This window comes from Bradyrhizobium sp. USDA 3364 (assembly GCF_054056355.1).
In genome coordinates, this window is sequence record NZ_JBSRYG010000002.1 from 1,618,259 (window position 1) to 1,630,000 (window position 11,742).

At 65.0% G+C, this 11,742-nt stretch carries 12 protein-coding genes (1 of these 12 running past the window's edge); 7 read left to right on the forward strand and 5 right to left on the reverse strand.

All coding sequences use genetic code 11. The annotated features are described in order from the left end of the window. Window positions 1-94: 94 nt before the first annotated feature. Window positions 95-637 carry a methylated-DNA--[protein]-cysteine S-methyltransferase gene (locus ACVILL_RS07585; protein WP_456728505.1) on the reverse strand — a complete coding sequence of 181 codons (543 nt, stop codon included), beginning with the start codon at window positions 635-637 and terminating at the stop codon, window positions 95-97. A 154-nt stretch (window positions 638-791) separates the two neighbouring features. Here ACVILL_RS07585 and ACVILL_RS07590 point away from each other — a divergent pair, with 154 nt between their 5' ends. Then, on the forward strand, window positions 792-1,601 hold the full coding sequence (locus ACVILL_RS07590) for an alpha/beta fold hydrolase (RefSeq protein ID WP_456728506.1): 810 nt from the start codon (window positions 792-794) through the stop codon (window positions 1,599-1,601). 66 nt (window positions 1,602-1,667) lie between these two features. Here the strand turns inward: ACVILL_RS07590 and ACVILL_RS07595 are convergent, their stop codons facing one another. Next, complete coding sequence (locus tag ACVILL_RS07595; RefSeq protein ID WP_456734200.1) at window positions 1,668-2,123, reverse strand: carboxymuconolactone decarboxylase family protein; 456 nt, start codon at window positions 2,121-2,123, stop codon at window positions 1,668-1,670. A gap of 111 nt (window positions 2,124-2,234) precedes the next feature. Here ACVILL_RS07595 and ACVILL_RS07600 point away from each other — a divergent pair, with 111 nt between their 5' ends. The 5 genes from ACVILL_RS07600 to ACVILL_RS07620 all read left to right on the forward strand — a co-directional run bounded on the left by ACVILL_RS07600 (window position 2,235) and on the right by ACVILL_RS07620 (window position 7,773). Beyond that, window positions 2,235-3,101, forward strand: coding sequence for a sigma-70 family RNA polymerase sigma factor (locus ACVILL_RS07600; RefSeq protein WP_456728507.1), 867 nt, complete (start codon window positions 2,235-2,237; stop codon window positions 3,099-3,101). 151 nt (window positions 3,102-3,252) lie between these two features. Continuing rightward, on the forward strand, window positions 3,253-4,419 hold the full coding sequence (locus ACVILL_RS07605) for a M20/M25/M40 family metallo-hydrolase (RefSeq protein WP_456734201.1): 1,167 nt from the start codon (window positions 3,253-3,255) through the stop codon (window positions 4,417-4,419). Between the two features lie 283 nt (window positions 4,420-4,702). Next, entirely contained in the window at window positions 4,703-5,377 is a 675-nt protein-coding gene (locus ACVILL_RS07610) for a GntR family transcriptional regulator (protein ID WP_456728508.1), read from the forward strand. A gap of 135 nt (window positions 5,378-5,512) precedes the next feature. Beyond that, window positions 5,513-6,313 carry a phytanoyl-CoA dioxygenase family protein gene (locus tag ACVILL_RS07615; RefSeq protein WP_456728509.1) on the forward strand — a complete coding sequence of 267 codons (801 nt, stop codon included), beginning with the start codon at window positions 5,513-5,515 and terminating at the stop codon, window positions 6,311-6,313. A 152-nt stretch (window positions 6,314-6,465) separates the two neighbouring features. Then, complete coding sequence (locus ACVILL_RS07620; RefSeq protein WP_456728510.1) at window positions 6,466-7,773, forward strand: NAD(P)H-dependent oxidoreductase; 1,308 nt, start codon at window positions 6,466-6,468, stop codon at window positions 7,771-7,773. Window positions 7,774-7,853: 80 nt separating this feature from the next. On the opposite strand, the gene ACVILL_RS07625 is transcribed toward ACVILL_RS07620, so the two are convergent. Next, window positions 7,854-8,939 (reverse strand): NAD-dependent epimerase/dehydratase family protein, encoded by a 1,086-nt coding sequence (locus ACVILL_RS07625; RefSeq protein WP_456728511.1) that lies wholly within the window; start codon window positions 8,937-8,939, stop codon window positions 7,854-7,856. Between the two features lie 303 nt (window positions 8,940-9,242). Between ACVILL_RS07625 and ACVILL_RS07630 the strand changes: the two genes are divergently transcribed. Continuing rightward, entirely contained in the window at window positions 9,243-10,331 is a 1,089-nt protein-coding gene (locus ACVILL_RS07630; protein ID WP_456728512.1) for a TRAP transporter substrate-binding protein, read from the forward strand. An 84-nt stretch (window positions 10,332-10,415) separates the two neighbouring features. Here the strand turns inward: ACVILL_RS07630 and ACVILL_RS07635 are convergent, their stop codons facing one another. Beyond that, window positions 10,416-11,048 carry a hypothetical protein gene (locus ACVILL_RS07635; protein WP_456728513.1) on the reverse strand — a complete coding sequence of 211 codons (633 nt, stop codon included), beginning with the start codon at window positions 11,046-11,048 and terminating at the stop codon, window positions 10,416-10,418. Window positions 11,049-11,295: 247 nt separating this feature from the next. Beyond that, window positions 11,296-11,742 carry the 3' portion of a hypothetical protein gene (locus ACVILL_RS07640; protein ID WP_456728514.1) on the reverse strand. Its footprint extends 228 nt past the window's final position, so only the last 447 of its 675 coding nucleotides appear in the window; its start codon lies beyond the right edge, outside the window; its stop codon occupies window positions 11,296-11,298.

The window sequence follows — 11,742 nt, forward strand, 5'->3', positions numbered from 1 at the left end:
CCGATACGAGAGACCTTCACCCCACCTCGGTTCGCATTTCATGCGAACCGATCCTCCCCCTCCAGGGGAGGATGATAAGAAGAGTGCACGCCACTCAATCAAACAGGCTCGGCGTGTGGTTCACCACCGCGCCTTCGATCTGCAGCATCTTCAGCTTGGTCACGACGCCGCCATTGGCCGAGAAGCCGCCCGGCTTGTTGCCCGCCGCCAGCACCCGGTGGCAGGGCACCACGATCGGGCACGGGTTGCGGCCCAACGCCTGGCCGACGTCGCGCGACAGCTCGACGCCGCCGAGCTGCTTGGCGATATCGCCATAGGTCATGGTCTTGCCCGGCGGGATCTTGCGCGCGATGTCGTAGACGCCGCGGTTGAACTCCGGCACGCCGTCGAGGTCGAGCACGATGTCGGCGAGGTCGTTCGGCTTGCCGGCGAGCAGCTCGATCATGCCGTCGATCGCGCGCTGCACATCCACCGGCGGGGCCGCCTCGGTGACGTCGCCGTTGCGCTGAAAGATCCGCTTGCGGGTCTTTTCCTCTGACCCCATCGGCAGCTGCACGCCGGTGACGCCGTGTTCGCCCCAGACGACGCCGCAGGCGCCGATCATGGTCTCGAAAATCGCAAAATGCTGGCCGGTCATGGCTCGCTCCAGATGTTCCCTGATATCTCTTGGGCTCACGCGTTTGAGCCTGCTGTTGATCTGAAATCTAGGCTTGGAGAATGTTGCTATCCACCCGAATTCCGTGGGAACTTCGGTCAAATCAACAACATCCTGCCCTTTCCGCGAGCCCCAAATGCAGAGCCTCCCCGTCAACGGTTTCGACATGCCCTATCTGGATATCGGTCAGGGCCCGCCGCTGGTCTGCGTACATGGCTCGCTGTGCGATTTCCGGATCTGGTCGGCGGTGCTCGGCCCGCTGACCCGCCACCATCGCGTGATCGCGGTCAGCCTGCGCCATTTCTTCCCGGCGCATTGGGACGGCGTCGGCGACACCTATTCGATCGCGCAGCATGTCGACGATGTGATCGCCTTCATCGAAAGGTTCGACACCAAACCGGTCGACCTGATGGGCCACTCCCGCGGCGGCCACATCTGCTTCCGGGCCGCGCAACGTCGGCCGGATCTGCTGCGCAAGCTGATCCTCGCCGAGCCCGGCGGCGAGCTTGACGAAACGCTTGATCCCGACTTCAAGCCGGGCCCCTCGCCGCTGGCGGCGCGCTTCGCGGCATGCGCCGCGGAAATCGCCAAGGGCGATATCGATGGCGGCTTGCAGATCTTCATGGACGCGCTCGAAGGCCCCGGCGCCTGGAAACGGATCCCGGCGACCTCCAAGCAATTGTTGCGCGACAACGCGACCACGCTGATCGGCCAGACCCGCGACCAGCGGCCGCCATTCTCGAAGGCCGACGCGGAGGCGATCAGGACGCCGACGCTGTTCATCGGCGGCGCCAACACCAAGGGCGTGCTGCCGAAGGTGCTGCACGCGCTTGCCGCCAACGTGAAGGGTTCGCGCACCGAGATGATCCCGGGCACCACGCACCCGATGTTCGAGCAGGCCCCGCAGCGCTACTGCGAGATCGTGCTGGAGTTTCTGGCGGCATAACAGGTGCACCTCTCCCCTTGTCCCACAAGGGGAGAGGGTGCACCGTCTACGTGGCGAGAGGTCTCCTCACACCTTCCACGCACCAACGGGCTGGCGCACGGCGACGTTCAACCGATTCCAGACGTTGATCGCTGCGATCCCCAGCACCAGCGATGCAAGCTGCTGCTCGCCAAAGTGTTTCGCGGCATCGTCCCACACAGCGTCCGTCACCGGATCCTCGCGGTCGCTGAGCCGGGTCACCGCTTCGGTCAGCGCCAGTGCGGCGCGCTCGGCGTCGGTGAAATACGGCGCGTCGCGCCAAGCGCCGACCGCGAACAGCCGCTCGTCGGTCTCGCCGGCGCGGCGGGCGAGTTTCGGGTGCATATCGACGCAGACGCTGCAGCCATTGATCTGGCTGGCGCGCAGATGCACCAGTTCCAGCAGCTTTTCCGGCAGCGCCGGCTTGGTGCACTCGCTGAGCGCCTGCAGCGCCTTCATGGCCTCGGGAACAACCATCACAGGGTGGTTCATGCGGGCTTTCATCATGTCACTCTCCTGATTTGCGTTTTGACACCGCCGTGCCGATCTGTTGTCACATCGGCCGGCATTCGTTCGTCATGGCCATGACGGAGCGGACAAAGGGAAATGTGACCGATGGACGAGAAAAATCCTCTCACCGATCAGTTCGAGGCCAACCGGCCGCGCCTGCGGGCCGTGGCTTACCGCATGCTGGGCTCGAGCGCCGAGGTCGACGATGCCGTGCAGGAAGCCTGGCTGCGGCTCGGCCGCACCGACACGGCTGCGGTCGACAATCTGGGCGGTTGGCTGACCACGGTGATCGCACGGATCTGCCTCGACATGCTGCGCTCGCGCAAATCGCGCCGCGAGGAGCCGATCGGCCCGCATGTGCCGGAGCCGATCGCGGACAATCCGTCCGAGCGCGAGAGCGAGATGGCGGATTCCGTCGGCGCGGCGCTGCTGGTGGTGCTGGAGACGCTGGCGCCGGCCGAGCGGCTGGCCTTCGTGCTGCACGACATGTTCGCAGTCCCGTTCGAGGAGATCGCACCGATCGTCGGGCGCACGCCGGCCGCCGCGCGGCAGCTCGCCAGCCGCGCACGGCGCCGCGTCCAGGGCGCGCCGCCCGCGCCGGATCCCGATCTCAGCCGGCAGCGCGGCATCGTCGAGGCTTTCCTCGCGGCATCCCGCAACGGCGATTTCGAGGGACTGCTTGCCGTACTCGCGCCCGACGTCGTGGTGCGCGCCGATCAGGCCGCGCAGCGGCTCGGCTCGCTGCCGGTGATCCGCGGCGCCGCGGCGGTCGCCGAGAGCTTCAAGGGACGCGCGCAGGCGGCGCAAACAGCATTGGTCGACGGCGAGATCGGCGTTGCCGTCATCTTCGGCGGCAGGCTGCGTATCGTGCTGCGGGTCACGATTTCGGGCGACAGGATCGCGGCAATCGACGCGACCGCAGAGCCGGCGCAGATCGAGACGTTCGATGTCGAGGTGCTCGACCGGAATTGATCGCGACTGGAGACGGGCAAGTCGCGATGCTAGTGTCCCCCTGCATTGATGCAGGGAGGACAATAATGAAACTATCCGTCAAATTGCTCGCGTCGGCCGGCCTGCTCGCGCTCGCCTCGTCCCCTCCGCCTTTGCCGCCGCGGATGAGAAGCTGCGCGCGGCCGCCGAGCAGGCGCAGCCGGCGGTGATCGAAAGCCTGCGCGACATGGTGCTGATCGAGTCGGGCTCCAGCGACGTCGAGGGCCTGAAGAAAATGGCCGATTTCACCGAAACCCGGCTGAAGGCGCTCGGCGCCAAGACTGAACGCCGCAAAACCACGAAGGGCGCCGGCGCCGACATGGTGATCGGCACCTTCGAAGGCACCGGCAGCAAGAAGCTGATGCTGATCGCGCACATGGATACGGTCTATGAGCACGGCATCCTCGACACCCAGCCCTACAAGGTCGACGGCAACAAGATCTACGGACCCGGCATTGCCGACGACAAGGGCGGCATCGCCGTCATCCTGCATTCGCTCAAGATCCTGAACGATGCGGGCTGGCGCGATTACGCAAAACTCACGGTGTCGTTCAATCCGGATGAAGAGGTCGGCTCGATCGGCTCCGGCGAGATCATCGCCGAGCTCGCCGACCAGCATGATGTGGTGCTGTCCTGCGAGCCGACGGTGGCGCCGCCGGTCGCCAAGAACGAGAGCCTGCTGCTCGGCGCCAGCGGCACCGCCACCGGCACGATGGACGTGAAGGGCAAGGCTTCGCATGCCGGTGCCGCGCCGCAGCTCGGCCGCAACGCGCTGATCGAGCTCGCGCATCAATTGCTGCAGACCCAGGACGTCGCGAAATCGATCCCGGGCACGCAGCTGAACTGGACCACCGCGAAGGCCGGCACCGTGCGCAACCAGATCCCCGATCACGCCTCTGCCGGCGCCGACATCCGCCTCACCATTCCGGACGGCGTCGCGAGGCTGCAGGCCGCGCTCGACGAGAAGGTAAAGAACAGACTGATCCCGGACACCGAGGTGAGCGTGAAGGTCGTCGCGGGCCGCCCGCCCTTCGTCGCTGACGATCGCGGCCGTGCGCTCGCCAGGCAGGGCCAGGCGATCTATGCCGAACTCGACCGCACGCTCGACATTGCGGAAATGACCGGCGGCGCGACCGATGCCGGCTACGCCGCGCGCAGCGGCAAGGCGGTCGTGGTCGAAAGCTTCGGCCTCGCCGGCTGGGGCTATCACGCGCGCGACGAATACATCGACACCAACTCGATCGTGCCACGGCTCTATCTGATGACGCGGATCCTGATGGAACTCGGCAAGGCGAAGTAGCCGACCGTCAGTTGCGGGGAGGCCCGTTACCAAAGTATCGAAAACAACCCCATGCAAAGGAGTCGGTGGCCGGCGTTCGACCAGGCGGCTGGACGCCTCGCTGAGCGATCGAGGCTGGCTGATCACCGGAACCGATACCAATGCTGGACATGCTCAATCCACATAAAATAACGACATATCAATTACTTAGCTTCACCTCAAATTGGAGCCTTGACCGCTTGCACAACCGGCAGTAGCTTCCTTTTCGAACACGGAATTCCGTATTCCAATCTGGACGGTCGGCATGATCCCGTTGGACCCGCTTCCGAACCTCATCGACCAGGTCTATGGGCGATTGCTCGAAGCGATCATCGACCGCTCGTTGCTGCCCGGCCAGCGCATCACCCAGAACGAACTGGCCGATCGGCTCGGCGTCTCGCGCCAGCCGATCTCGCACGCGCTGCATCTGTTGCATCGCCAGGGCCTCGTCGCGGAAAGCGGCAAGCGCGGCTTCGAGGTGACGCAGCTCGATCCGCAGCGCATCCGCGAGCTCTATGAAGTGCGGGGCGCCATCGACGCGCTGGCGGCGAGGCTTGCCGCGACGCGCGTGAAGGAAGATTCCGCCGCACGCGCACAGCTCGAGGGCGCGCTCGAAGCCGGACGCGCGATCGACGGCGACGCGCCGCTGGCGCGCCTGATCGCGCTCGACGTCGACTTCCACAGCGCGATCTATCGCCTCGCCGGCAATTCCGCGATCGAGGAAATGATCGCGCCGCAATGGCCGCATATGCGCCGCTCGATGGCGACCGTGCTCGCCGAGCTCGATTACCGCGACAGCGCCTGGACCGAACACGAGACCATTGCCGCGCATATCTTCTCCGGCAATGCCAAAGCGGCGGAGGCTGCGGCGCTGGCGCATGCGCAGACGGCGGGGCGGATGACGGAAGAGAGATTGCGAGCGACAGATCGGGCGGCGTAACCCGCTGGCCGCCTCATCCTGAGGAGCGGCGCAAGCCGCGTCTCAAAGGATGCAGCCACCGAGACCTCATGGTTCGAGACGCGAAGACGCGCTCTTCACCATGAGGGGAGACAACAAACAAAGGAGGAAAGCACCATGAAACTGACCCAAGAGCAGGTCGAATTCTTTCACCGCGAAGGCTGGCTGTTCCTGCCCGAGCTGTTCAACCAGGAAGAGGTCGACTTCCTCGCGCGCGAGGCGGTCGCGATCTATGACGCCAACCGCCCCGAGGTGTGGCGCGAAAAGAGCGGTGCGCCGCGCACGGCCTTCGCCGCGCATCTCTACAACGAGGCATTTGGCACCCTCGGCGCGCATCCGCGCATGATCGACCCGATCGAGCAGCTGTTCGGTGAGAAGGTCTACATGCACCAGTTCAAGATCAACGCGAAGGCCGCCTTCACCGGCGACGTCTGGCAGTGGCACCAGGACTACGGCACCTGGAAGCGCGACGACGGCATGCCCGAGCCGCGCGCGATGAACATCGCGATCTTCCTCGACGAGGTGATGCCGATCAACGGCCCGCTGATGCTGGTGCCGCAGAGCCAGACCGCGGGCGACCTGAAGGCGTCGCACGATCTCGAAACCACGTCCTATCCGCTGTGGACGTTGGACGAGGAGACGGTGACCCGGCTCGTCAAGCAGGGCGGCATCGTCGCGCCGACCGGCAAGCCCGGCGGCATGCTGATGTTCCACGGCAATCTGGTGCATGGATCGAGCGGCAACATCACGCCCTATCCGCGCAAGATCGTCTACCTGACGCTGAACGCGGTCTCGAACTATATCCGCACCCCGACCCGGCCGGATTACATCGCGCATCGCGACTTCACGCCGATCCAGACCGTGGCCGACGACGCGCTGCTGCAGCTCGCCCGTGCGCCGCGGCAGGCGGCGGAGTAAACTCGCTCGTGCCCCGGACGCGGCGCACGCAAAGCGGTGCGCTGCCGAGCCGGGGCCTTCTTGTTCAACTTCCTCCATGGGTCCCGGCTCTGCGGAGCAGCGCTTCGTGCTGCACCGCGTCCGGGACACAGTAATGATCTCGGATCCACATCATGAACCTGCATCACCTCCTCCAAACCCGCGCCGCCGCCGGCAAGCCGGTGCGCGTCGCCCTGATCGGCGCCGGCAAATTCGGCTCGATGTTCCTGTCGCAGGTGCCGCACACGCCGGGGCTTGAGGTGCCCGTGATCGTCGACCTCGACCGTGACCGCGCGCGCGAGGCGTGCCGGACGGTCGGCTGGGACGACACGCGGATCAGTGCGACTACCTTCACCGATGACGGCGCGCGCGCGATCGCCGGCGGCGCGTTCGATGTCGTGGTGGAGGCGACCGGCAATCCCGCGGTCGGCATCCGCCATGCCCGCGCGGCAATATCAGCCGGCAAGCATGTCGTGATGGTCAATGTCGAGGCCGACGTGCTGGCGGGTCCTCTGCTCGCCGAGGAGGCGCGCAAGGCCGGCGTGGTCTATTCGCTCGCTTATGGCGACCAGCCGGCGCTCACCGCGGAGATGGTCGATTGGGCGCGCGCGACCGGCTTTCGCGTCGTCGCCGCCGGCAAGGGCACGAAGTATCTGCCCGCCTATCACGACGTGACACCGGAGGGCGTGTGGCAGCACTACGGGCTCACCGCCGGCGAAGCGCAATCCGCCGGCATGAACCCGCAGATGTTCAACTCCTTCCTCGACGGCACCAAATCCGCGATTGAGATGGCGGCGATCGCCAATGCCTGCACGCTCGACGTGCCCTCGGAGGGTCTGCTGTTTCCGCCCTGCGGCGTCGACGATTTGCCGCATGTGATGCGGCCGCGCGACAAAGGCGGCGTGCTCGAGAGATCCGGCATCGTCGAGGTGGTGTCGTCGCTGGAGCGCGACGGCCGGCCGGTGTTCCGCGATCTGCGCTGGGGCGTCTATGTGGTGCTGGAGGCGCCGAACGATTATGCCGCCGACTGCTTCAGGCAGTACGGCCTCAGGACCGATGCGTCCGGCCGCTATGCGGCGATGTACAAGCCGTATCATCTGATCGGGCTGGAGCTGAACATTTCCGTGCTGTCGGCCGCGCTGCGCAACGAGCCGACCGGGCAGCCGCGCGGCTTCCGCGGCGACGTCGCGGCGGTAGCAAAGCGCAACCTGCGCGCCGGCGAGATGCTCGACGGTGAAGGCGGCTATACGGTGTGGGGCAAACTGATGCCTGCCTCCGCCAGCCTCGCCGCCGGTGCGTTGCCGATCGGGCTCGCGCATCGCGTCAAGCTGAAGAACGACGTCGCCCATGGCGCCGTGGTGCGCTGGAGCGATGTCGAATTCGACGAGCGCAACGATACGATCAAGACACGAAAGGCGATGGAAGCCGCGTTCTCGCGGTAACGTCTCCGCTCATTACACGGGCACTCTTCACCTCTCCCCGCGAAGGGCGGGGAGAGCGAGACGAGAGAGCGGCGATCGGCTCACGGCAGCAGCCCGCTCGCCTTTGCCAGCCTGAACCATTTGCGGAACATGGCTTCCGTGTCCATCATCTCGGTGAAACCGGCCTGGTTGATCTTCACCGTCGAGACGATCGAGGGCGGACCGGACTCGGTCTGCCCATAGCGCATGCTGTAATCGGCATATTGGAACGACAGGCCGACGAATTCCTCCAGGCCGGGCGCGATCAGATCGTGCTTTTTCCGAAGCTCATCCCACGGCGCGATCCATTTCGGATACTCCTGCGCGAGCGACAGCGGCACGTGCTTGCCCGGCGTCATCTCGAGCGCATCCGATACCGCCGGCCAGATATTCTCCCAGGTGAAGACGTCGCCATTGGTGACGTTGAACGCCTCGTTGCGCGCAGCCTCTGTCTCGCCCGACCAGGCGATCGCGCGCGCCAGCAGATCGACGTCGACCGCCTGTGCGACGCGCGGCGCGCCGCCGGGATAATCGAGCGGCCTGCCCTGCTCGCGCAGCATTGCGGCATAGACGCCGAGCGGCGGGATCAGGTCCATCGCACCGCCCATCGCTTCGCCGATGATCAGCACCGGACGCAGGATGCTCCAGTGCCAGCCCTTGCCGCGCTGCAACTCGCGCAGGAAATTCTCCTGCGCCCAATAAAAATTCGGCTGCTCGTACATTTCCGAGCGGCCTTCGCGCGCCGGCACGGTGAGCGGCCGGACATGCACGCCATAGGCCTTGGTGCCCTGCAGCAGCGCGACATGCCTGAGATCGGGCGCGACGGGTTCGAGCACGCCCATCAGATTGCGCAGCATCCGGTCGTTGGTCTCGATCTGCCCGGCATCGCGCCAGCCGTCGACCAGGCTAGGTGCCTCGAAGAGCGCCGCATAGATCAGATGCGTCGCGCCGCCGAGTTCGGCCGCGGCGCGACGGCAATCCTCGGCATCGGTGAGGTCGATTCGCACATGCCGAGCACCGTAGAGATCGCGCGGCTTGCGGCGCGACAGCGCAATGCGCTCGCAATCGCCGGATGCGCCGAAGTGTCGCAAGGCGGCGTTGCCCACGAGGCCGGTCGCACCGGCGACCACGATTTTCTTGTTGGCCATATCCTTGAACTCCCTCACCCGCCCTGCGTAGCAGATCGCGGCCGAGCCGGCACCGTCGCGGCGGGTATTGGATGAAACCCAACGACGCAGCGTCTCCTTCGCACCTGCAACGAAGGCAGCCGCTTGATTTCCTCCGGCAAACGATCATCCTGTCCGGTGGAACCGGAATCTCGGATTTCCACACCCAAGAGCCCGTCGAGGGCCACCGGACACATTCATCACAGCAACGTCGATCGATCGGCGAAGAAAGACGGCATCAAGATCGTTCCCTTGTCGAGGCATCGGCACACAGGAGGGAATTGCATGAAGCGTCGTGAATTCTTGAAGGCAGGCGGCGTCGGGCTCGCGGCGACGGCGGTCGCTGCACCCGCGGTCGCGCAATCGATGCCCGAGGTCAGGTGGCGGCTCGCGGCGAGCTGGCCGAAGGCACTCGATACGCTGTACGGCGGCTGTGAATTCTTCTGCAAGCGCGTCGCCGAGATCACCGACAATCGCTTCCAGATCCAGTCGTTCGCGGCCGGCGAGATCGTGCCCGGCCTGCAGGTGCTGGACGCCGTCTCCAACGGCACCGTCGAGATGGGCAACACCGCGCTGTATTATTACTGGGGCAAAAATCCCGCCTTCACCTTCGGCACGTCGCTGCCATTCGGCCTCAACACCCGCCAGCATATTTCCTGGCTGCAATGGGGCGGCGGCACCGAGCTGCTCAACAGCCTGCTCGCGGAATACAATTGCGTCGGCATTCCGACCGGCTCGACCGGCGCCCAGATGGGCGGCTGGTTCCGGAAGGAGATCAAGTCGATGGCGGATTTCCAGGGACTGAAATTCCGCGTCGGCGGCTTCGCCGGCACCATCATCGCCAAGGTCGGCGGTGTGCCGCAGCAGATCGCCGGCGGCGATATCTATCCGGCGCTGGAGAAAGGCACCATCGACGCCGCGGAATGGGTCGGGCCCTATGACGACGAGAAGCTCGGCTTCGTCAAGGTCGCGAAGTTCTACTACTACCCCGGCTGGTGGGAAGGCACCGGCCAGGGCCACAATGTGATGAACAAGGACAAGTGGAACGCGCTGCCGAAGCATTATCAGGCCGCGATCCAGGCCGCATCCGAAGACACCTTCACCTGGGTTACCGGCAAGTACGATGCGGTCAATCCGCCGGCGCTGAAACGTCTGCTCGTGGCCGGCGCGCAGCTGCGGCCGTTCCCGCAGGAGGTGCTGGAAGCCTGCTACGGCGCGGCCAACGAGATCTACGCCGATCTCGCCAAGAGCAACCCGCATTTCGGCAAGATGTATGCGAGCCTGGCCGCCTATCGCAACGAATCGCTGGCCTGGATGCAGGTCGCCGAGCTCTCGTTCGACAGCTTCATGATGCGGATGCGCACGCGTACCTGATCAGGAGGCGCTTTCGGATGCAAAAAAGCCCCGGAGAATTTCTCCGGGGCTCATTCTTGATTCGGATTTGATTCGGGCGCCGACTCAGTTGTCGTCGCTGCCGCCGAATTCTTCCATCAGCTTGTCGTAGCTCTTGGTCACGAGATCGATGTTGCCCTTGTTCTCGACCGCGGGCGGCGGCGACTTAAGGGCTTCGTTGAGGTCGGCGAGCGCGTCCTTCTTGTCCTTGGCCGACATCTTCTTGTCGGCCTGGACCTGGGCGATCTGCGCCTTCAGCACGGCCTCGGGACCGACATACTTCTTGGTCTGCGGGTCGAAGCCGCCGAGCACCAGCGAGATGTTGTCGACCACGCTGTTGAACTCGTCATAGCTGGCAAAGCCGTTCTTCTTGGCGATGGCCTCGAGCTGCGCGACGATCTTCGGGTCCGGCTTGGCGTCCTGCGAGAGCTTTGCGGTGATCGGGTCCATCTCCTTGGACGCGGCGAGCGCGCCGTCGATCTGCTTGTCGGTCAGCGCGATCTGCTTGATCGCTGGAGCCTGGTCCGCCTGTGCGGGAGCGGCGGCGGGCGCGGCTTGGGCGGGCTGCTTCGCCACCGGCGGCGCCATCTGCTGCTGCTTGGCCTGCGCGAACGCGCCGCTGTTCGACGCCGCGGTCATCGCGATCGCAAGACATGCGACGCTCAGCGCAGCAGTTACGGGACGGACGATCTCACGCATGGAAGTCTCCTTGTTGGGGCAGGTTTGCCGAGCTTCTTGAGTGGAACTGGTACGGAAATCGAAATGAACGGCCCATGAACTTTCGTCGTAGACGATGACGGTCAATCGTGGCCGAATGATCACAAAGCGTTCAAGGAGTGTTGATCGCAATGCCCGGCCAGCAGTCGGCAGCACAATCGGATGGCGATCAGCGGCGTGGTCGAGGTCTATGCGCACCCGTGCACGGCGAGCACTGACGGTCCGCCGCTCAAGAGTTCTTCTTGAGCTTGAATGACTCGAAGAACCTGTCCTTGTTTGCAGCGATCAGGTCCCGATAGGCATTAGGAAACTCGATCGTCAATGTGTAGCGCGTGCCTTTCGCGTCGATGCAGCGCATGTACATGGTCTTGCCGCCATCGCTCACCGTCAGGGTCAGAATCTCGGCATCGCCGCTTGTCTTGCGGCCGACGTCGGAAATCTTGTTCGCCGGACTTGCGGCCAGCGTTTTCGGAATTGAAGCGAGATCCGGCGGCGGCTTGTTGCCGGGCGGCAGCTCGACCGCGACAAACTTGATTCCTTCGGAGCTCTTGCCGCCGACCACATGCGTGGTCTCACCGGTCTGCACGTCGCGGGTGGTGAAATCATTGAACGGAATCGGCAGCAGCACCGAGAAGGAGCCCTTGCTCGATACGGCAAGGTGCCATCCCGACCCGTC